Source organism: Bacillus sp. SJZ110 (assembly GCF_006715455.1).
GTDB lineage: Bacteria > Bacillota > Bacilli > Bacillales > Bacillaceae > Bacillus > Bacillus subtilis.
Genome location: NZ_VFNF01000007.1, coordinates 103,829 through 125,524 on the forward strand (window position 1 = coordinate 103,829; position 21,696 = coordinate 125,524).

Below are 21,696 nucleotides of genomic sequence, written 5' to 3' on the forward strand. Positions count from 1 at the left end.
GCCTATTCTTTTTTTGTCGGTTTCGTTTTTCTAAACATTTGGGCATAAATAAAAGAAAGCGAAATCACGCCTAAAAAGGTGCAAATATACTGAATGATTCTTTCGATTTCCATTCTTTACATCCCTCCTTTACCAATAGAATGTGCATCAATAAGATAAGCATTCGTGAAAAGTTGGAAATTTGAACAGGAGATGAAGATTATGCGCTATGAGCAGATATCAGAAAATGCGTTCAAGGGGAAAATACAGGTGTACCTAGAGCAAATATTAGGTGATGCATCTCTAATCTTGAAAACGCTTCACGAAAAAGACCAGTGTCTCCTTTGTGAATTAGATGAATTAGGGCACATTTTTCAGGACATGCAGGGGATTGCATCCTCCTTTTATTTGCAATCATACATTGAGGAATTTACGCCGGCATTTATTGAGCTGGCCAAGGCGATTAAAGCCTTATCGGAACATAAGCATGGAGCTTTAATTGTGATTGAAAGAGCGGACCCGGTTGAACATTTTATTCAAAAAGGCACCTCCCTACACGCCGAGATCAGCTCTTCATTAATTGAAAGCATCTTTTTCCCCGGAAACCCTCTTCATGACGGCGCTTTGTTAGTGAGGGAAAACAAACTCGTGTCAGCAGCCAATGTGCTCCCGCTGACGACGAAGGAAGTGGATATCCATTTGGGAACCCGGCACCGGGCGGCTCTCGGTATGTCGGGCTATACGGATGCACTGGTGCTCGTGGTTTCAGAGGAAACAGGGAAGATGTCGTTTGCCAAAGACGGTGTATTATATCCGTTAATTTCACCAAGAACGTAAAAATAATAAAAAGGGCCTGATTAAGAATCCTATCATGAGACAAAATGACTGAATTCGCATCTTTATTAAAGCATTCGCTTCAAGCTGAATGCTTTTTGTCTTGAAGACAGGGAATATAAACTGGTAGAAAAGTTATATATGATGAATATTAATTAAGTGAAATACTTTACCTGTTTATGCATTTATAGTACCGTATAAAATATTACATAAATTCTCAAAGGAAGGGTGCTGCCGCATGGCTAATGTATTAATGATCGGTTTCCCCGGTGAAGGGCATATTAATCCCTCTATCGGTGTGATGAAGGAGCTGAAATCCCGGGGAGAAAACATTACGTACTACGCAGTGAAGGAATATAAAGAAAAAATCACAGCTCTTGATATAGAGTTTCGTGAGTATCATGATTTCAGAGGAGATTACTTCGGGAAAAACGCAACCGGCGATGAAGAAAGAGATTTCACAGAAATGCTCTGCGCTTTTTTGAAAGCCTGTAAGGATATCGCGACTCATATTTATGAGGAAGTCAAACATGAATCGTATGATTATGTCATATATGATCACCATCTTCTCGCGGGTAAAGTCATTGCCAACATGCTGAAGCTGCCAAGATTTTCATTGTGTACAACCTTTGCGATGAATGAGGAATTTGCGAAGGAAATGATGGGAGCGTACATGAAAGGATCACTTGAAGATTCGCCTCATTATGAATCATACCAGCAGCTTGCAGAAACGTTAAATGCTGATTTTCAAGCAGAGATCAAGAAGCCATTTGATGTTTTTTTAGCTGATGGTGACTTGACAATCGTCTTTACATCAAGGGGATTTCAGCCACTGGCTGAGCAATTTGGCGAGCGATATGTATTTGTCGGTCCTTCCATTACAGAAAGAGCCGGAAACAATGATTTCCCATTTGATCAGATTGACAATGAAAACGTGCTGTTTATTTCAATGGGAACCATTTTTAATAATCAAAAGCAGTTTTTTAATCAATGCCTTGAAGTGTGTAAGGACTTTGACGGTAAAGTTGTGCTTTCCATCGGCAAGCATATTAAAACAAGTGAGTTAAACGACATTCCGGAGAATTTCAATGTACGCCCGTATGTCCCTCAGCTTGAGATCTTGAAAAGAGCCAGCTTATTTGTGACCCACGGCGGAATGAACAGCACAAGTGAAGGTTTGTATTTTGAAACCCCGCTCGTTGTCATTCCGATGGGAGGCGACCAATTTGTTGTCGCAGATCAGGTAGAAAAAGTCGGCGCAGGAAAAGTAATTAAAAAGGAAGAATTGTCTGAAAGCCTACTGAAAGAGACGATACAAGAAGTAATGAATAATCGTTCGTATGCTGAAAAGGCAAAAGAAATTGGACAATCACTGAAAGCGGCAGGCGGCTCTAAAAAAGCGGCCGATAGCATTCTTGAAGCTGTAAAACAAAAAACTCAATCAGCAAACGCATAGTGTAAAAGCCTGTTCTTATCGAAAGAACAGGCTTTTTGCCATTTCATAAGAATGCAGAGGAAGGGATTTGATACGCCGATAGAGAATTGATTAGAAAAATAGACAAGAAAGGAGGAGAAACTGCTTCGTTCATCAATAGAAAACCATCATTTTTACCCTCACTTAAATAGTTCCTAAGACTTTCGAAAAACATATCGTGCTTATGTAAAATGTTAGATGTTTATTTGAAGGTTTAAAGGTCGAACGATGCTGAAAATGCTGCGCCAAATGTTTGAAAAGGGTTTAACTTGCTGAAAAATTGACGATAAAACAGTTGTGTGCCATTTTTGGAAACAAAATACTAGCTGTTTTTACAAAAAAACAGTTTAGGAGGTTGAATGAATGAAAAAGAAGATTGTAGCCGGCTTGGCTGTTTCTGCAGTTGTTGGGTCGTCGATGGCCGCAGCACCCGCGGAAGCAAAAACGATAAAAGTAAAAAGCGGTGACTCTCTTTGGAAACTTTCCCGCCAGTATGATACGACAATATCAGCTCTGAAATCCGAAAACAAATTGAAATCAACGGTGCTTTATGTCGGACAAAGTCTTAAGGTTCCTGAAAGCAGCAAAAAAAGCACGACATCCCCATCTAATTCAAGCAAAACGTCAACATACACAGTTGCATATGGTGATTCCCTATGGATGATTGCTAAAAATCATAAAATGAGTGTTTCTGAGCTTAAAAGCTTAAACAGCCTGAGCAGTGACCTGATTCGTCCGGGGCAAAAGCTTAAGATCAAAGGGACAAGCAGTTCAAGCGGATCAAATGGATCAAAGAAAAACAGCGGTTCCAATTCTTCAGGTTCTTCAAAAAGTACATATACGGTCAAGCTTGGTGACTCACTGTGGAAAATCGCAAACAGCTTAAATATGACTGTAGCCGAATTAAAAACTTTAAATGGCTTAACATCAGATACACTTTATCCTAAACAGGTGCTCAAAATAAAAGGAAGCAGTTCGCCTAAGAACGGAAACAGCGGTTCCAAAAAGCCGTCAAACTCCAATCCCTCAAAAACAACGACGTACAAGGTAAAAGCAGGCGATTCGCTGTGGAAAATTGCAAATCGGCTCGGAGTCACTGTCCAAAGCATCCGTGATAAAAACAATTTATCATCGGATGTGCTGCAAATCGGGCAGGTTCTGACTATTTCTGGAGCATCAAAATCTAATCCTTCAAATCCGACAAAGCCAACAAAGCCAAAAGATAACTCAGGGTCAAACATTCAAATAGGCTCGAAGATTGACAGAATGATCACGGAAGCGAAAAAATATGTCGGAGTGCCTTACCGATGGGGCGGAAACACGCCTGCCGGTTTTGATTGCAGCGGCTTCATTTATTACCTCATTAATAATGTATCATCTATATCAAGATTGAGTACGGCAGGATATTGGAATGTCATGCAGAAAGTCAGCCAGCCGTCAGTAGGAGACTTTGTCTTCTTTACCACATATAAATCCGGCCCGTCTCATATGGGGATTTATCTAGGCGGCGGTGATTTTATTCATGCAAGCTCATCGGGCGTCGACATTTCCAATCTCAGCAATTCGTATTGGAAACAGCGGTACTTGGGCGCAAGAAGTTATTTTTAAAAATGAGTATGACAAAAAGCCTTTTATAGGCTTTTTTGTTTATACCAGACAATGATTGACCACACTGTTAGAAAAAACAAGGGGGAGACAGTATGCACCGTCTCTTGCTGTTGATGATGCTGACGGCACTGGGAGTTGCCGGATGCGGACAAAAAAAACCTCCAGACCCTCCTAACCGGGTGCCGGAAAAAAAAGTGGTTGAAACGTCAGCGTTTGGTCATCATGTCCAGCTGGTCAATCGTGAAGGGAAAGCAGTCGGTTTTATAGAGATCAAAGAATCAGATGATGAAGGCCTCGATATTCATATTTCCGCAAACAGCCTGCGTCCAGGTGCTTCTCTCGGTTTTCATATTTATGAGAAAGGTTCTTGTGTCAGGCCGGATTTTGAATCAGCGGGCGGTCCCTTTAATCCACTGAACAAAGAACACGGCTTCAATAATCCGATGGGGCATCATGCCGGAGATCTGCCGAACCTTGAAGTCGGTGCTGATGGAAAGGTAGATGTCATAATGAATGCGCCTGACACTTCACTGAAAAAAGGAAGTAAACTAAATATTCTCGACGAGGACGGAAGTGCATTTATTATTCATGAACAAGCGGACGATTATCTGACAAACCCAAGCGGCAATTCCGGTGCGCGTATTGTCTGCGGAGCCCTTTTGGGAAATAACGAGAAGCAGTAATTATCATCCAAGCCCTTTTGTATTGAGCATACAGGGGCTTTTTTAGTATACTCGTTAATGGAATATGAATAGGAAAGGGAATCTGTCTATGACAACTCAACTACAGCACTTAACATTGCCGGAAGATATACAACAAAAGCTTTTATCATATAAAGAGCAGCCTATTTCCCCGGAGTTTCAATCGCTTATAGGAACATCAGGCTATGAGGCGGAGGATGAAGCCATTTTATTTGACGCCATTATTGCATTAGCCATGGGGAAAAATGTCCTGCTGAAAGGGCCTACAGGTTCAGGAAAAACAAAGTTGGCAGAAACATTGTCCAGCTATTTTAATAAACCGATGCACAGCGTCAACTGTTCAGTCGACTTGGACGCTGAGGCATTGGTCGGTTATAAAACGATTGAAAATCAATCTGGCCAGGCGACAATCGAGTTTGTTTCAGGACCTGTTACAAAGGCAATGAAGGAAGGCCATTTTCTTTATATAGATGAAATCAATATGGCGAAGCCGGAAACACTGCCTATTTTAAACGGTGTATTAGATTACAGAAAAATGATGACAAATCCGTTTACAGGCGAGGTCATACGGGCTAAAAGCGGTTTCGGAGTCATTGCAGCCATCAATGAAGGCTATGTCGGAACTGTTCCTCTGAATGAAGCGTTGAAAAACCGTTTTGTCATCATTGATGTGCCTTATATTAAAGGCGAGCTGCTGAAACAAGTGCTCATGTCTCAGTCAGCCCTGAAAGACGAGAAATTGATTGACAGATTTATCACGCTTTCCTCTGACTTGATCGTTCAGGCCAATAACGGACAGGTGTCTGAAGAAGCGGCGTCCATCAGAGCTTTAATCGATACATGTGATTTAGCTGCTTATATTCCGCCGCGTCGTGCCATTGAGCGAGGAATTGTAGAAAAGCTTGATGATGATCGGGAAAAAGCGGCCGTCCGAAATATTGCAGAAACTCTGTTTGAATGAGGGGGCTGCGATGAAATTTATCAAATTTAACGACAGCACGATTGATTCATTTTTATTTATGATGCTGACTGATTTGGCCAAAACACTCACCAAGAGTGAAGCGGTAGAAGTGGAGTATGGCGTTCAGTCCTATTACAATCCATTTGAAAAGAAAATCTATATGAGCCACTTTTGGAAAGACAGGGCAGCTGAGGACATGGAAGCGGGTCTGAAAAGCGACGTCTACCTGCGTTCAGTCGGAACAAGATATAGCTCGCTGCATGAGTTTGCGAACTTTTTGAATGATACCCATCGTCATCTCACCTTTAAAAGTTTTGCCAAGCAGCTCTTTATGCTGCTTGAAGACATTAGGATCGAAGAATGCATCAAACGTGAGCGTCCGGGTACGAAACATGTATTTGCGAAGCGAAAAGACATGTACAGAAAACATTTCTCAACCCAGCTGACCTTAAATTTGGAACGAAGCATTTTTACCGATGCGCTCTTTTGCGCGATCTATGTCAAGCTCACAGCGGAATCGCCGCTCGAGACCCTTCCATCCATGCGTGAAGATATCGATCTGATGCGCCCGTTTATTGAGCAGCAGCTCTTGCGTGTGTATGAAGCAGATTCGACACGGCAGGTTCTGAAAATTGTTGAGGACCTCATGGACGGACTTGAAGAGGTACTCGATAAAGACATGTTGAACACCTACTTCTTTTTGCCTGAGCTTGATTACGCAAAAGCTGCAGAACAGCCGTTATTTGAAGAAGAGAAAAAAGCGCCGAAGCTGAGTGATGACATCACGCTTCCAAAACAATCAGACGGTGATGAGGATATCCATGAAGAAGAAATGCCGACATGGCACCGGGAAACAGAAGCACCGTCTAAAAGCTTCCTTCAATTTGATATTGAACACGGCGCAAAATCAGATTTAGGAAAAGATGCTTCAAGGGAAGGCGACGATGGAGATCAGGCCCTTGGCTCTGTTCAAGGATCAGCCAGACAAACGAAACGGAAAGACTATTCCAAGCTGGAAGCGCTGGAGTCCCAAAAAGACCAGCCGAACGGAGCGGGTATGGCTGACGGCAAAGAAAATAAATATGCATTTCCAATTTATAAAGAACCGCAGCCGGCAACCAGTGAAGAAGAGCTTTCTTATAAACAGCAGGCAAAAACGATTGAATCGTATCAAAAGCGTTTGAAACAAATGATTCAAAAAACGCTGGAGCATAAAAAAACATTGCCGAGAACAGACCTTCATGCCGGGAGACTGAACAATAAGCTTCTTCGTTACTTCACTGAGCGAAATCCGCGCCTGTTCTACAAAAAGCAAGAACCATCTTCAGAAATCGACGCAGTTTTTACATTGCTGGTCGATTGTTCCGCCAGCATGTTCGACAAAATGGAAGAAACAAAACGAGGAATCGTGCTGTTTCACGAAGCGTTGAAATCGGTAGCGGTTCCGCATCAGATTGTCGGTTTTTGGGAGGACACAAATGATGCAACCGAAACAAGCCAGCCAAACTATTTCAATACGGTTATTCCCTTCCAATCATCATTAAGACAAGAGTCTGGACCGGCCATTATGCAGCTTGAGCCAGAGGAAGATAACCGTGACGGGTACGCAATTAGGCAGATGACGAAAAAAATGCTGCATCGCAGCGAGGCGCAAAAGTTCTTAATTGTTTTCTCAGATGGAGAGCCGGCCGCATTTGGCTACGAACAAAATGGGATCGTTGATACAAGTGAGGCGGTTATCGAAGCCCGAAAAAGAGGAATAGAAGTGATAAATGTTTTTCTCTCCAACTCAGAAATAGAAGAATCGCAAATGAAGACGATCCAGGATATGTACGGAAAATTCAGTATATTTGTCCCGGATGTTGATCAGCTACCGGATGTTTTGTATCCGCTGCTGAAAAAACTGCTTCATAAAAGCATAGGATAGCCCTTAATCCTATGCTTTTTGGCGTTTGTTTTTTCGAATGATTAAATTTTTTGTTTTTTATAAAGGTTTTTTACTATTTTGTGAACAATCAAGGTAGAATCAAATTGCAAACAGTGGTAAAATATCGTTGGAAGCGTTTTTATTACATAATTTTGGACACAGCGTTCGAAAGTTATTTCAAGATAGTGAATCAATCACTTGATTATTTAAGTTGGGGGTAATATTCAAATGTTTCAAAATAGTATGAAACAACGAATGAATTGGGAAGATTTTTACGGTCCGAACCTCGGCTATGCGCTGGAGCTTTACGATCAGTATACCCAGGATCCGAACAGCATTGACCCGGATTTGAAGGAAATGTTCGACGAGCTCGGTGCTCCGCCAAGCGATATAAAAGAGGCCTCGGGAACAAAAGAAAAGGGACGTGTTACAGCCGATCTGATTCAAAAGATCGCATCCGCAGTCAGACTTGCAGAAGATATCCGAACCTATGGCCATTTGAACGCTTCCGTCAATCCGCTCAGAAAGGATGAGAAAAAGAGCGAACTTTTTCCATTATCCGATTACGGGCTAACAGAAGAGGAAATAAAAGCAATACCTGCGTCTGTCATCTGCAAAGACGCTCCTAAAAACATTACGAACGGTTTAGAAGCCATTCAGTATTTACGAAATACGTATAAAAGAACCATCTCTTTTGAATTTGACCATGTGCATGACTTCAAAGAGCGCGAGTGGCTGACAAGAAAGATTGAATCTGGCGAGCTGTTCCAGAAGAACTCAGCTGAAAAGCTGTCAGCTGTGCTGGAAAGATTGACAGAAGTAGAGGGCTTTGAGCAGTTTTTGCACCGCACATTCGTCGGGCAGAAGCGCTTTTCCATTGAGGGTCTGGACGCTCTTGTTCCAGTGCTTGATGACATTATTGCACAATCTGTCAAATCAGGCACGACAAGTGTCAACATCGGGATGGCGCACAGGGGACGCCTGAATGTCTTGGCACATGTGCTCGGCAAACCGTATGAAATCATCTTCTCTGAATTCCAGCATGCGCCGAACAAAGATCTTGTACCGTCTGAGGGATCCATTGGAATCAGCTACGGATGGACAGGGGATGTCAAATACCATTTGGGGGCGAATCGGGAGCTTCAAGACGCTGAAACAAAATCAGCGCGCATTACGTTAGCGAACAACCCGAGCCACTTGGAATTTATCAATCCGATTGTTGAAGGCAGCACAAGAGCGGCACAGGAAACGCGAACACAAAGCGGATACCCGGTACAAGATGAAACAAAATCGCTGGCCATTTTAATCCATGGAGATGCTGCATTCCCTGGGGAAGGAATTGTAGCTGAAACATTGAATTTAAGCTCTTTAAAAGGGTATCAAGTAGGCGGTGCGATTCATATTATCGCCAATAACATGATCGGATTCACAACAGAAAGCGCTGAATCCAGATCGACAAAATATGCCAGCGACCTGGCCAAGGGTTATGAAATTCCGATTGTTCACGTGAATGCGGACGATCCTGAAGCTTGTCTTTCAGCTGTTAAGTTTGCGGTCGAATACCGAAAAACATTCAACAAGGATTTTCTGATTGATTTGATCGGGTACAGACGCTATGGACACAACGAAATGGATGAACCGTCAACCACTCAGCCAATGCTGTATGATGCTGTCAGAAAGCATCCGACCGTCAAACAAATTTTCGCTGAAAAGCTGGTAAAAGAAGGCGTGCTTACCGAGGAAGTCGTTCAAAACATCGAAAAATCGGTAACGAAGCGCATTGAGGATGCATATCAGAAAGTTCCGTCTAAAAAGGAACACACTGCTTGTGAAATTGAACTTCCAGAGCCTGTATCAAACGGTTTCCCAGATGTGGACACTTCGATTGATTTTGATGTGCTCCGCAAGCTGAATGGCGAATTGATCAACTGGCCGGAGTCATTTAATGTTTTCGGCAAGCTAAAGCGCATTTTAGAAAGACGCGCCAAGGCGTTCGATGATGACAGAAAAGTGGAATGGTCTTTGGCAGAATCACTCGCGTTTGCTTCAATTTTGAAAGACGGAACACCGATTCGTTTAACAGGACAGGATTCCGAGCGCGGAACGTTCGCCCAAAGAAACCTTGTGCTTCATGACAGTGAGACGGGCAAAGAATTTGTGCCGCTTCATCACTTATCTGACTGCAGCACATCATTTGCTGTTCATAACAGCCCGCTGTCTGAAGGATCGGTTCTCGGTTTTGAATACGGCTATAACGTGCATTCACCGGAAACGCTTGTTTTGTGGGAAGCACAGTACGGAGATTTTGCCAACGCTGCTCAAGTGTATTTTGACCAATTTATTTCTGCCGGACGCGCGAAATGGGGCCAAAAATCCGGATTAGTCATGCTGCTCCCGCACGGTTACGAGGGACAGGGGCCTGAGCACTCAAGCGGAAGAATTGAGCGATTCCTGCAGCTTGCAGCGGAAAACAACTGGACGGTTGCCAACCTGACAAGCGCGGCACAGTATTTCCATATTTTAAGAAGACAGGCTAAAATGCTGCTTCGTGAAGAAATCAGACCGCTCGTCATTATGACGCCGAAGAGCCTTCTTCGCAACCCAAATACGGTGTCGGAAGTGCAGGAGCTCAGCGAAAGCCGCTTCCAGCCTGTTTATGAACAGTCGGGACTTTCTCATGACTATGAAAAAGTAACCAGACTTGTATTATCCAGCGGTAAAGTGTCTATAGACATTAGCGATCATTTTAATAAGTTAGAAGACGGTAAAGAGTGGCTTCACATTGCGAGAATCGAACAGCTGTATCCATTCCCGGCAAAAGGAGTCAAAGAATTATTTGCAAAACTTCCGAACCTGAAAGAAATCGTTTGGGTGCAGGAAGAGCCGCAGAACATGGGGGCTTGGGGTTATATCAGCCCGTATTTGACAGAGATTGCACCAGAGGGAGTAAGCGTTCAATATATTGGACGAAGAAGACGATCCAGCCCTGCAGAGGGAGATCCGACAGTTCATAAAAAAGAACAGGAACGTATTGTATCTGATAGCTTGACTCGCAAAAACTAAGGGGGAAATGAAAAAATGGCGGAAATTAAGGTACCTGAATTAGCAGAATCAATCTCAGAAGGAACAATAGCCCAATGGTTAAAGCAGCCTGGTGACTATGTAGAACAGGGTGAATATCTGCTTGAACTAGAAACGGATAAAGTGAATGTTGAATTGACAGCAGAAGAATCGGGTGTACTTCAAGAGGTATTGAAAGATTCGGGTGATACCGTCCAGGTCGGAGAAATTATCGGTACGATTTCAGAAGGCGCGGGTGAAAGTTCTGCCCCTGCTCCTACAGAGAAAACAGAAAGCAAGGAAAGCGTAAAAGAAGAGAAACAGGCTGAACCAGCTGCACAAGAGGTGAGCGAGGAAGCACAATCTGAAGCAAAATCAAGAACGATCGCTTCTCCGTCGGCCCGTAAGCTTGCGAGAGAAAAAGGAATTGACCTGTCTCAAGTTCCAACTGGAGATCCGCTTGGAAGAGTGCGCAAGCAGGATGTCGAAGCGTACGAAAAACCGGCATCAAAACCGGCTCCTCAGCAAAAGCAGCAGCCTCAGGCTCAAAAAGCACAGCAAAGCTTTGACAAACCTGTTGAAGTGCAAAAAATGTCACGCCGCAGACAAACGATTGCAAAACGCCTTGTAGAGGTACAGCAAACATCAGCGATGCTGACTACATTTAATGAAGTGGACATGACGGCTGTCATGAATCTCAGAAAACGCCGCAAAGATCAATTTTTTGAGCAAAATGAAGTGAAGCTCGGCTTTATGTCTTTCTTCACGAAAGCGGTCGTGGCTGCATTGAAAAAATATCCGCTGTTGAATGCAGAAATTCAAGGCGATGAGTTGATCGTTAAAAAATTCTACGATATCGGAATCGCTGTTGCTGCTGATGAAGGTCTTGTCGTTCCGGTTGTGCGGGATGCGGATCGCCTGACATTTGCAGGAATCGAAAAAGAGATCGGCGAGCTTGCGAAAAAAGCAAGAAACAATAAATTAACCCTTAGCGAGCTTCAGGGAGGCTCCTTCACTATTACAAACGGAGGGACTTTCGGTTCATTGATGTCAACTCCAATTTTAAACAGCCCGCAAGTCGGTATACTGGGCATGCATAAGATTCAGCTGCGCCCTGTAGCCATTGATGAAGAGCGTTTCGAAAACCGTCCGATGATGTATATCGCTTTATCTTATGATCACCGAATTGTAGACGGTAAAGAAGCGGTTGGTTTCCTCGTGACAATCAAAAATTTACTGGAAGATCCTGAACAGCTTTTATTAGAAGGATAATAAAAAAGGGTACATCACGATAAAGTGATGTACCCTTTTTGATGCATATTTAAAGTGATAGATTGCTGCTTTTGGATCCAGCTTGCTTCTTTTTCACTTTTTTTGACCAATATGTTGCAAGCATAGAACCTGAAAGGTTATGCCACACACTGAATATTGCGCTGGGTACGGCAGATAACGGTGAGAAATGAGCCGTGGCAAGTGCGGCCCCGAGTCCGGAGTTTTGCATGCCGACTTCGATTGCGATCGCTTTTTGAGACGGGTAATCCATTTTTAAAAGCTTTGCACAAAGAAACCCCAGTAAATAACCGATACCGTTATGCAGGATAACAACTGAAAAAATGAGCAACCCCGATTGAAGCAGATTTTCCCGATTGCCGCTGACGACAGCTGAGACAATCGCAACGATGCCAATGACAGAAACAAGCGGAAGGGCATGTACGGCTTTTGCCACTTGTTTTCTGAAAAACATTTTGACAATCAGACCTGCAATGATCGGAAATAAAACCGCCTGTAAGATTGAGATAAACAAAGACCCCGGCGAGACAGGAAGCCATTCTTTGGCAAACAGCATAATCAACAACGGTGTTACAACAGGTGCCAATAAGGTAGAAATTGTCGTAACCGCAACAGAAAGGGCAGTATTTCCTTTTGCTAAGAATGTCATAACATTAGATGCAGTTCCCCCGGGACAGCAGCCGACAAGAATAACACCAACTGCGATTTCAGCTGGAAGATGAAGCCCAAATGCGAGGCCGAAAGCAACGAGCGGCATGATCGTATACTGAGCTATTACTCCAATAATAACTTGCCAAGGCTTTCTGACCAGCTCTTTGAAATCATCGGCTTGCAGTGTAAGGCCCATCCCAAACATGATAATGCCAAGAAAAATCGTAATATAAGAACTGATCCACGTAAATAAAGATGGGAAAGAAAATCCCAGCACTGCAAAAACAATGACCCATATGCCAAAGGTTTGTCCTGCAAAATGACTTATTTTTCTAATGATGTCCATAAAAACACTCCTAACACACTTATCAAGAACTTCAGCAGAAATTCTTACAAATTTCATAACATTCTCTTATTATAAATAATTTTCTGAATAATTCAATATTAGTTTTTGGCAGATGTCTATAGATATATGATGTAAACTAATTAAAATGTTCTTGACTATATAGGAAGATATTCTTACAATGAACCTTTATAATGGTTAGATCAAATAGGAGTGATACGGTGAAGGAAGCAAATCAATGGTCTTCGAAGCTCGGCTTTATTTTAGCCGCGGCAGGATCAGCTATCGGGCTTGGTGCGATATGGAAATTCCCATATGTTGCCGGAACCAGCGGAGGAGGCGCATTTTTACTTATTTTTATTTTATTTACGGTTTTAATCGGACTGCCTTTATTGTTAGGTGAATTCATCATAGGCAGAAGAACACAGAAAGATGCCGTTCAGTCCTATAAAACACTTGCTCCAGGAACGAAGTGGCATTGGATCGGTTATTTAGGCATGGTGACGTGCTTTATTCTTCTATCTTTCTACAGTGTCGTAGGCGGATGGATTTTAATTTATATTATAAAAGGCTTCACTGGCGGTTTATCGCAAACATCTGGTTTTGATACGATATTTGCAAGTACCATTTCAAATCCTTATTTGGCTGTAGGAGGCCAGCTGCTCTTTATGGTGGTAACAATTTTAGTTGTTGCAAAAGGGGTAAGCAGCGGAATTGAAAAAGCAAGCCAAGTATTAATGCCGGCGCTTTTTCTATTATTCATCATTTTAATGGTGCGTTCGGTTACACTTGATGGCGCGATGGAAGGAATCAAATTTTTCCTCATGCCTGATTTAACTGCAATTGATGCCAATACCATTTTATATGCAATGGGACAATCCTTTTTCTTATTAAGTGTCGGTGTATCTGTCATGGTAACGTATAGCGCTTATTTAGAGAAACAGGAAAATCTGGTACAGTCCGCTGTATCTGTAACTGTTATGAACATGCTTGTTGCTGTAATGGCCGGAATTGCGATTTTTCCAGCTGTCTTTTCATTCGGCCTCAAGCCAGACCAAGGCCCGGTTCTGTTATTTAACGTTCTGCCGACTGTGTTTAATCAAATGCCGTTCGGAATTATCTTTTTATTAGCATTTTTACTTCTATTTTTATTTGCTGCATTGACATCTGCTTTTTCAATGCTGGAAATTTTGGTCGCAGTACTGTCGAAAGGCGATATCAATAAGAGAAAACGATTCGCTTGGTTAGGCGGTATTGCTATTTTTATTGTCGGTGTGCCGTCTGCATTATCATACGGTGTCTTAAGTGACGTCACTATATTTCATCTGTCTATTTTTGATGCGGCTGACTATCTTGTGAGCAATATTTTAATGCCGTTAGGTGCGTTACTGATTTCGATTTTTGTTCCGCTAAAAATACCGAAACAGGATTTGTTTGACGAGCTGAAAAGCGGTTCCAATCTCAAACGAAAGTGGTTTGCGGTTTGGCTGCTGCTCATTCGATATTTATCTCCTGTTGCCATCATCATCGTGTTTTTGCATGTGGTAGGGATTTTTTAAAACACGAAGCCCCCGAGGAAAGGGGGCTTTTTTTAATAGAGCTTCCAAACGACTTTTTTTGCCTGCTCAAAACGTTTTTCTGCCTCGCGCCAATCCACGACATTCCACCAGTGGTCGACATAGCTGGCCCGGTCATTTTTATATTGCAAATAGTAGGCATGCTCCCATACGTCAAGCGGTAAAAGGGGGATCACATCCCATTGGCTAAAGAGCTGGTGTTTTTCTGCCGTTAAAATCTCCAGCCGTCCTGATCGAGGTGCCCAGACCAGAATGGCCCAACCGACGCCTTCCACTTTTTTAGCGGCCTGGGTAAAATGTTCTTTAAAAGCGGAATAGCTTCCAAATGAAAGGTCTATCATTTGGAACAATGCCCCTGTAGGACGCCGTTTTCCGTTTGGATGCATAGAAAACCAAAAAATACTGTGCAAATAATGGCCTGCTCCATGGAACGCAAGCTCTCTTTCCCAATGAGTGATTAAGTCATAATTCTTTGTCGCTCTCGCTTTTTTAAGCTCTGATTCTGCCTTGTTCAGGCCATCGACATAGCTTTGATGATGTTTTGTATGATGAAGGACCATAATATCGCGTGAAATATAAGGTTCTAAGGCGGAGTATTTGTAAGGAAGCTTTGGCAGCACGTGTTTCCCTATAGGGACATAAGCGCGTCTTTCACTTGTATCATCTGATTCTGTAATATCCCGATAAAGGGCAGCGGCCTGTTTATACCAATCTTCTTCTGTTGTTTGGTCATCTTCCAGAGCCTCAATCATCTTGTCGATTTGATCTTCAAACTGGTCAAGCTGTCCTCGCTTTTGAATCTGATCTTTCAGGGCTTCACACCAATTGAACATCTCCGTTTGATAAGATTCACGTTTCATTTGCTGTCTCCTTTTCAATAGAATCTAAATATTTCCCGACAGCCAGCAAAGAGAATACATATGGATAACTGTGATAGCGAATATAAAATTGTATCGGCAATCCGATCCCTGCTGGATACGCGAGGCTTTCGGCGCTATGCGAACTGCTGTCGGTAAGGTATTGCATGCCTTTCACAACAGACGGATGTTCGGAATTTTCATATGTGAGCAAAGCGTCTAAAGCCCAGGCCGTTTGTACAATGGTTCCTCTATGAAGCGGTACATATGTTTTGATTTCGGCGCTTTTGCAGGATTCTCCCCAGCTTCCGTCATCATTTTGTATGGATTTGAGCCAACGCAGAGCCTTTTGTATACCGGGATGCTTTCGGTCAACCCCGCATGCATACATACCAGTAAGGGCAGCCCAAGTGCCGTAAATGTAGCAAACACCCCATCTGCCGTACCAAGACCCATTTTGTTCCTGATGTTCGAAAAGCCACTTCACTGCGCGTTGAATATGTTGATGTTTTTCTGTGAAGCCAACTTTCTCGCCTAAAAAGTGCAGTACACGTCCGGTGAGGTCGGCGGTTGAAGGGTCAACTGCAGCGTCCTCGGCGGATTCAAGCGGCAGAAGGCGGATCAGTGGGTGGTTCACGTTTTTTTCGAAAGCAGAAAATCCGCCGTCATTGTTTTGCATCGATAAAAGCCAAGATACCCCTCGCTCCCATGCTGCAGGAGAATGATTGCGGGGAATCGCTTTTAAAACGGCTGCAGTGTCGTCACAGTCAGGGTTATTTGTATTAATGTTTGAAAACCCCCAGCCGCCAGGAACTGAATTTGGATTTTTGACAGACCAATCTGCTATTTTGGTATGCTGGCGTTCTAGCAAAAAGTCGGCTGCTTTTGTAACAGAGCCATCCGTTTCGGTCACACCATTTTTTTGAAGGGCATAGCTGATTAGAGCTGTATCCCAAACAGTTGATGTAGAGTTTTCCAGATAAGGAATCCCGTTGCATTTAGTCACCAGTGATTTAATGCCGGTAATCGCCCTCCTGATAACAGGGGAATAGCGTGACACACCAAGTGACAGAAGGCTGTAAACCATAAATATGGTTGCGCTCGCATAGCTGTATAATGTTCCATCTTTTTCAATCCGGTCCAGCATATACGTTTTGGCTGTCTGTAGGCCCAGCTGCTGAAAAGCAAATGGTGCATGAAAAACGCGTTTCCAATGTGACAAAATAGACGTGAGATCTCTTTCTTCGAAAGCATCAGACCGAAGCCAAGTGAAAGGATTTTTTGTCATGTGCGGATCGAGATGGTGAAGAGATGAAATATTGCGGTTAATAAGGACAAATCGCTGATTGAGTGTTACAGCCATAGGAGCAAAATGAATACGGGCATATGAGCTGAACTGATAGAAATGAATCGGCAATGTTGGGGGGAGCGCCATGAGTGATAATGGTAAATACAAAGCAGGCCAAGGATAAAGCCCGTTCGCGGCAAGCATCCATTTTGTCATAAAATGAACATGTCTCAAACCGCCATGTGAGATGATAAATTGTTCAGCTTTCTTCATGTGTGGCTCAGATCTGTGAAAACATCCTGAAGCCAGCATCCCGACATATCCTTGGACGGTAGCCGTTAGATTTCCGCACGTTTCATCGGGATAGTTGATAAATGTGCCGTCTGGCTGCTGTTTTGCATGAATGCCGGCTGCAAGGGATGATATCAGTTCTTTTTCATTTTCGCCTTCATCTAGTGAGGTAAGGAGCAAAATAAAAAAGGAATTTGTCAAGATTGGTCCTTCAAAGCAAAATGTCCATGAACCATCAGCATTTTGCCTGTCTCTTAACTCGGTAATGGTTTTCTTTTGAAAACGCCTCACTTTCTCCTGAAGTGTGCCCATCACGCTCAACTCCTTCAGAAGCATATATATTCAGCGTCTTTTACTGCCATTACAGAAAGAAAAAAACTGCTGGCAGGCAGCAGTTTTTTAAAAATACATGTTAGTCTTCAAGGTTTATCCATACACTTTTGACTTCTGTGTAATTATCCAAGGCATATGATCCCATTTCTCGTCCGAGTCCTGACTGTTTATAACCGCCAAATGGAGACGCCGCGTCAAACACATTATAGCAGTTCACCCAAACGGTTCCGGCTTGAAGTCGGTCCGCGATATAGTGAGCCTGCTTGACGTTCTCTGTCCATAGTCCGGCCGCAAGCCCATATTCTGAATGGTTTGCCCGTTCAATAACTTCATCGACAGTTTCGTACGGAATTGCAGTCAGCACAGGTCCGAAAATTTCTTCTTTTGCGATGGTCATTTCGTCTTCAACATTCGCAAACACAGTCGGTGCGACAAAATATCCTGCTTCAAAAGGACAGCTTCCGCCGGTCACTGCTTTTGCTCCTTCATCTTTTCCTTTTTGAATATAGGAAAGAACGCGCTCATGCTGTTCCTTGCTTACGAGAGGCCCGATTTGAGTATCTTTATGAAGTCCCGCTCCTTGGCGGAGTGACTCAGCATAGGACGCCATTTCATCAACAACTTCATCATATTGGTCTTTATGAATGAAGACACGTGAGCCCGCACAGCAGACTTGGCCCTGGTTAAACATCACACCGTTTAAAGCGCCCGGGATGGCTTTTTTCAAATTCGCATCCGGCAGAAGAATATTAGGTGATTTTCCGCCCAGCTCCAATGTAACACGCTTAATGCTTTTCGCTGCGGTGGACATGATTTTCTTTCCGATTTCAGTGGAACCGGTAAAGGCAATTTTATCAACCGCTTCGTGGTTCGTCAGAGCTTCTCCGGCATCTTCACCGAATCCTGGGATGATGTTAATTACACCGGCAGGGAAACCGGCTTGATCAATTAATTCTGCCAAATAAAGAGCTGAAAGCGGTGTTTGTTCAGCCGGTTTGAGGACGATTGTACAGCCTGTTGCAAGTGCCGCGCCCATTTTCCACATCGCCATCAGGAGCGGGAAATTCCATGGAATGATCTGGCCGACGACACCGACAGGCTCATGACGCGTATAATTAAAATAAGCGCCGGAAACCGGAATCGTCTGTCCTGTTATTTTTGTACACCAGCCGGCGTAATAGCGCATATGCTCAATAGCCAGCGGAATATCTCCATTAGTCGTTTCATTGATCGGTTTCCCATTATCAAGTGTTTCAAGCTGAGCAAGCTCAGTTTTATGCTCTTCCATTAAGTCCGCCAGCTTATACATCAGTCTGCTTCTCGAAGCTGGAGACATTGTTCTCCATTCACCTTGGTCAAAGGCTTTCCGGGCAGCTTTAACCGCTTTGTCCACATCCGCAGCCTGGGCTTCATACAGCGTCATCAAGGTTTCGCCGGTCGCCGGGTTTGGAGTGTCAAAGGTTGCCCCTGAGGCACTCGGAACAAACTTTCCGTCAATATAAAGCTTCTTTGTTCCCTGTAAAAATGTCTCCAGCCTTTTCGTCACTTGCATCGTTAAAGAACTCATCCGTAACAAACCTCCAGTCATTTTTTATGGTCTGTTCTGAGATTCTTGGTGATAGCACATTGATTCCTGGATTGAATAGCAGAAATAAGCTGTGATAGTTGCTTCAAACGTAAGCGTATACAAACATTCTATAATAGAAATCAAGGCAAAATCAATGAATAACCGATATTGCAATTTACAAAAGAAAAAAGCTACAATAAGCTTATAGATAAGAAAAGGAGATTTCATCATGATTCATAAAAATTGGCTTGAAAAAGAAACAATTAAAAAAGTAAAGTGTGTGCAGACAAACGCAAAAAAATATATCGTAAACCGCGTTTTAACGCCGGGAAAAGAATATGAAGTAAAAAATGAAACAGAGGAGTTTCTCTTTGTGGTCGACAATACGAATAAAGTCGGCGGCTATTATAAAGAATACTTCGAAGAGATGTAATGCTTCCTTGAATAATCAGGAATATTTTGTTAAAAGTGGTCGATCCACAAAACCGCAGCTCAGCTGCGGTTTTTTTGTGGTTAAAACAGGAAATATAAAACAAGAATAAAAAATCATTAAAAACCACTTTTTTATAAAAACATTGCTGAATATTGAAACTTTTTTCTCTATATGTGCGTATTACTTGATGACAACAGCTTAAAAGCCAAAAAACAAATCAAAAATTTGAAAAATGTAATCTGTTCGTAATGGTTTAAATGTCTTCTATGTCGTATTCTTATATAGGGATAAAGGACTTATTTTTATGTAGTGAATGATAAAACAAATAGATAAATGCAGAAAGAGGGGTTCTTCATTGGGTATTTTTTCTGTTAGCAGATCAACGGACGCAAAGAAGCTTGAGGCTTTGCTCGTTGAAGGGGAAAGAATAGAATCGATTTATAAGCTCCGAGTGGACCAAATTTGCTTTACAAATAAGCGGATCATTTTCTTTGACAATAAAATGTTTTCTAAAAAGAAGGTTCGTGTATTTCTTCCATATAAAACAATTGAAAGCTTTGCCATTCAAGAAGCGGGAATGTTTGATCCGGACACTGGGCTTTTATTGATGACAAGAAGCAAAACGTTCGAATTAGAATTTGCGAAAGACACCGATTTAAGCGAGGTTCAGGCGGTGCTGACAAAGCATTTGTGCAGCTGAATATTTGATGAGCCAGCCGTTCAAAAAATGGTTAGGCTTTTTTTTATATATAAAAACAAGAACAGGGCATGTGCGCCCTGTTCTTATTACTTATTACACCACACTGTTTTTCGCTGAGTTCGAATCAACAAGATCTGCATCTAATACATTTGAAATCGGTACGACAAGAGGAGTAAAGTCGCCATTTTCTTCTCCAAACCCTTGATTTATTTTAGCTGATAAAAAGTAATCGACCTGCTGATACGGACCGAGTGTTAAAGAGGAACCACGGTCCATTGTATTGATTTTAAATCCGCCGACATTCACGACGGAGGGAGAAAAGAACATCTCATCACTTCCTTTTGATTGAGGAGTTAACCGCTTCACTTTCAAAAGAGGCCGGAGAATCAATTTGGTCTCTGTCATCCACATGGCTTCTCGTGCCCATAAATCCGCTCGCATCTCCAAAATTCTGTCCGTAGCCTTGATTTTTTTTATCAGAATTTTGCCATTCTGCCAATAAATTTTGTCCTACGTTAACCGCTGAAGCATTTTCAAAGGAATTAATTTTCAGCATGAAAATATTAATATTGATATACGGAGTTGGTTGAACCACAGGCAAACCTCCTTTCTATAGTTGTATGCTGGCGGTTATAAAGTATGTTAAGACAGGGGGCTTCAAATGGATTTCGAAAAGATGAAGCAGTGGATGGAATTCGCACAGCAGATGTACGGCGGTGACTTTTGGAAACAGGTATTTGATGAAGACCAAAAAACCCCTTTTATGACAAGTGGCCAATCTCCGTTTCCGTTTGCGCAGCAAGATCAGCGAGGGAAAGGAGATGCTTCATTTCCGAGCATGGATATTGTAGATACCGTTACGGAAGTACAATTTTTAATTTATCTTCCAGGCTACCGTAAACAAGACGTTCACATATTATCGTACGGAGATTATTTAGTGGTGAAGGGGCAGCGCTTTTCCTATTTTAATGAACAGGACTTTCGCCAAAAAGAAGGGAGATACGGAAGTTTTGAAAAGAAAATTCCGCTTTCCGATCATCTTCATGGAAAGATGAATGCCATTTTTAAAGACGGAATCCTATACATCACTATTCAAAAAGACGAAGGTCAAGCGAAAACCATTGTTATTGATGATTGATTTTCATACCGAGTGCATCTGCCCCATCACGGTCATCAATTGATTCAATCGGAATGACCATGACAATAACATCTGCATTTTGTTCCCCAAAACCGTTATTTCTTTTGATAGCAGAGCGCCTGTTCCTTAACTCCGCAGAACCAAAGGTAAGGGATGAGCCGGTGCCTATCGAGTTAGTCTTGAGATGAGAAATATTGATGTTAGTCGGAAGCATGAAAACCTCTCCTTTCTATGGGATATACCTCATTATATATGTAGACGAAAGAGGAGTATGCAAAGGGTCGTGATGTCATGAAAAAAATGTTCCGATCGCTGATCAGGCATTGCTTGAAACCAGAACTTGACAAACTGCGTGAATATGAAGAAAGACTCTCAGTGATTGAGAAACAAAAACAAAGCAGCAAACAGGAGTCTGAAGAAACCTATATACATATTGAAACGCTGAATGTCGAAAAAATTGACTATCATCTTGAATTCGGCGAGCTGACCATTGATGAACTGAGCGGCAGATTAAATATAGGCGCAACCTATTATATACCGCCAGAAGAGAAGGACAAAAAGTGCCAACGAAAACCCGAAGCACCATCGACGCCAGCGGTCACGATCCGTTCAAAAAGGCAGTAGCTCATCTTTCCATCGATGTTTCCATGTTTGACAGAAGGCAAAACGGGAAACAGGATAGAA

20 protein-coding genes are annotated in these 21,696 nt (G+C 42.6%); 13 read left to right on the forward strand and 7 right to left on the reverse strand.

Going from position 1 to position 21,696, the window contains the following annotated elements:
* Positions 1 to 192: 192 nt before the first annotated feature.
* The 8 genes from cdaS to odhB all read left to right on the forward strand — a co-directional run bounded on the left by cdaS (position 193) and on the right by odhB (position 11,816).
* Positions 193 to 816 (forward strand): cyclic di-AMP synthase CdaS, encoded by a 624-nt coding sequence (gene cdaS, locus FB592_RS18440; protein WP_072174170.1) that lies wholly within the window; start codon positions 193 to 195, stop codon positions 814 to 816.
* Between the two features lie 235 nt (positions 817 to 1,051).
* Entirely contained in the window at positions 1,052 to 2,269 is a 1,218-nt protein-coding gene (locus FB592_RS18445; RefSeq protein ID WP_021481473.1) for a macrolide family glycosyltransferase, read from the forward strand.
* A gap of 381 nt (positions 2,270 to 2,650) precedes the next feature.
* Positions 2,651 to 3,895 (forward strand): D-gamma-glutamyl-meso-diaminopimelic acid endopeptidase CwlS, encoded by a 1,245-nt coding sequence (gene cwlS / locus FB592_RS18450; protein WP_004399265.1) that lies wholly within the window; start codon positions 2,651 to 2,653, stop codon positions 3,893 to 3,895.
* Between the two features lie 92 nt (positions 3,896 to 3,987).
* Positions 3,988 to 4,578 carry a superoxide dismutase family protein gene (locus FB592_RS18455; RefSeq protein ID WP_004399243.1) on the forward strand — a complete coding sequence of 197 codons (591 nt, stop codon included), beginning with the start codon at positions 3,988 to 3,990 and terminating at the stop codon, positions 4,576 to 4,578.
* 64 nt (positions 4,579 to 4,642) lie between these two features.
* Positions 4,643 to 5,557, forward strand: coding sequence for an AAA family ATPase (locus FB592_RS18460; protein WP_085187506.1), 915 nt, complete (start codon positions 4,643 to 4,645; stop codon positions 5,555 to 5,557).
* Between the two features lie 10 nt (positions 5,558 to 5,567).
* The gene (locus tag FB592_RS18465; protein ID WP_141949954.1) at positions 5,568 to 7,484 is read left to right on the forward strand and encodes a nitric oxide reductase activation protein NorD; all 1,917 of its coding nucleotides are present in this window, start codon (positions 5,568 to 5,570) and stop codon (positions 7,482 to 7,484) included.
* A gap of 228 nt (positions 7,485 to 7,712) precedes the next feature.
* Positions 7,713 to 10,547, forward strand: a complete 2,835-nt coding sequence (sucA, locus tag FB592_RS18470; protein ID WP_015483337.1) for a 2-oxoglutarate dehydrogenase E1 component — start codon at positions 7,713 to 7,715, stop codon at positions 10,545 to 10,547.
* Positions 10,548 to 10,562: 15 nt separating this feature from the next.
* Positions 10,563 to 11,816, forward strand: coding sequence for a 2-oxoglutarate dehydrogenase complex dihydrolipoyllysine-residue succinyltransferase (gene odhB, locus FB592_RS18475; protein WP_004399364.1), 1,254 nt, complete (start codon positions 10,563 to 10,565; stop codon positions 11,814 to 11,816).
* 49 nt (positions 11,817 to 11,865) lie between these two features.
* Here odhB and FB592_RS18480 read toward each other — a convergent pair whose 3' ends face one another.
* Positions 11,866 to 12,831, reverse strand: a complete 966-nt coding sequence (locus FB592_RS18480) for a bile acid:sodium symporter family protein (RefSeq protein WP_004399225.1) — start codon at positions 12,829 to 12,831, stop codon at positions 11,866 to 11,868.
* A gap of 218 nt (positions 12,832 to 13,049) precedes the next feature.
* On the opposite strand from FB592_RS18480, the gene FB592_RS18485 reads away from it, so the two are divergent.
* Positions 13,050 to 14,387 carry a sodium-dependent transporter gene (locus tag FB592_RS18485; RefSeq protein ID WP_123373198.1) on the forward strand — a complete coding sequence of 446 codons (1,338 nt, stop codon included), beginning with the start codon at positions 13,050 to 13,052 and terminating at the stop codon, positions 14,385 to 14,387.
* Positions 14,388 to 14,419: 32 nt separating this feature from the next.
* Here FB592_RS18485 and FB592_RS18490 read toward each other — a convergent pair whose 3' ends face one another.
* The 3 genes from FB592_RS18490 to dhaS all read right to left on the reverse strand — a co-directional run bounded on the left by FB592_RS18490 (position 14,420) and on the right by dhaS (position 18,741).
* Entirely contained in the window at positions 14,420 to 15,265 is an 846-nt protein-coding gene (locus tag FB592_RS18490; protein WP_141949959.1) for a superoxide dismutase, read from the reverse strand.
* On the reverse strand, positions 15,255 to 17,153 hold the full coding sequence (gene sqhC / locus FB592_RS18495; protein WP_141949962.1) for a sporulenol synthase: 1,899 nt from the start codon (positions 17,151 to 17,153) through the stop codon (positions 15,255 to 15,257). Before sqhC ends, FB592_RS18490 begins: the two co-directional genes overlap by 11 nt.
* Positions 17,154 to 17,253: 100 nt before the next feature.
* On the reverse strand, positions 17,254 to 18,741 hold the full coding sequence (dhaS, locus tag FB592_RS18500) for an aldehyde dehydrogenase DhaS (protein WP_015714095.1): 1,488 nt from the start codon (positions 18,739 to 18,741) through the stop codon (positions 17,254 to 17,256).
* Between the two features lie 229 nt (positions 18,742 to 18,970).
* On the opposite strand from dhaS, the gene FB592_RS18505 reads away from it, so the two are divergent.
* Both FB592_RS18505 and FB592_RS18510 read left to right on the forward strand, forming a co-directional pair.
* Positions 18,971 to 19,174 carry a DUF6501 family protein gene (locus tag FB592_RS18505; protein WP_003231245.1) on the forward strand — a complete coding sequence of 68 codons (204 nt, stop codon included), beginning with the start codon at positions 18,971 to 18,973 and terminating at the stop codon, positions 19,172 to 19,174.
* A gap of 355 nt (positions 19,175 to 19,529) precedes the next feature.
* On the forward strand, positions 19,530 to 19,874 hold the full coding sequence (locus FB592_RS18510; RefSeq protein ID WP_003220141.1) for a PH domain-containing protein: 345 nt from the start codon (positions 19,530 to 19,532) through the stop codon (positions 19,872 to 19,874).
* Between the two features lie 93 nt (positions 19,875 to 19,967).
* Here FB592_RS18510 and FB592_RS18515 read toward each other — a convergent pair whose 3' ends face one another.
* Both FB592_RS18515 and FB592_RS18520 read right to left on the reverse strand, forming a co-directional pair.
* A complete protein-coding gene (locus tag FB592_RS18515; protein WP_003231251.1) occupies positions 19,968 to 20,201 on the reverse strand; it encodes a hypothetical protein in 234 nt (77 codons plus the stop codon).
* 4 nt (positions 20,202 to 20,205) lie between these two features.
* Positions 20,206 to 20,469, reverse strand: a complete 264-nt coding sequence (locus tag FB592_RS18520; RefSeq protein ID WP_004399338.1) for a hypothetical protein — start codon at positions 20,467 to 20,469, stop codon at positions 20,206 to 20,208.
* Between the two features lie 66 nt (positions 20,470 to 20,535).
* Between FB592_RS18520 and yocM the strand changes: the two genes are divergently transcribed.
* On the forward strand, positions 20,536 to 21,012 hold the full coding sequence (yocM, locus tag FB592_RS18525; RefSeq protein ID WP_141949965.1) for a salt stress-responsive protein YocM: 477 nt from the start codon (positions 20,536 to 20,538) through the stop codon (positions 21,010 to 21,012).
* On the opposite strand, the gene FB592_RS18530 is transcribed toward yocM, so the two are convergent.
* Complete coding sequence (locus FB592_RS18530; protein ID WP_077671345.1) at positions 20,999 to 21,226, reverse strand: hypothetical protein; 228 nt, start codon at positions 21,224 to 21,226, stop codon at positions 20,999 to 21,001. The genes yocM and FB592_RS18530 overlap by 14 nt on opposite strands.
* Before the next feature lie 77 nt (positions 21,227 to 21,303).
* Between FB592_RS18530 and FB592_RS18535 the strand changes: the two genes are divergently transcribed.
* On the forward strand, positions 21,304 to 21,636 hold the full coding sequence (locus FB592_RS18535) for a hypothetical protein (RefSeq protein WP_072174099.1): 333 nt from the start codon (positions 21,304 to 21,306) through the stop codon (positions 21,634 to 21,636).
* Positions 21,637 to 21,696: the final 60 nt, after the last annotated feature.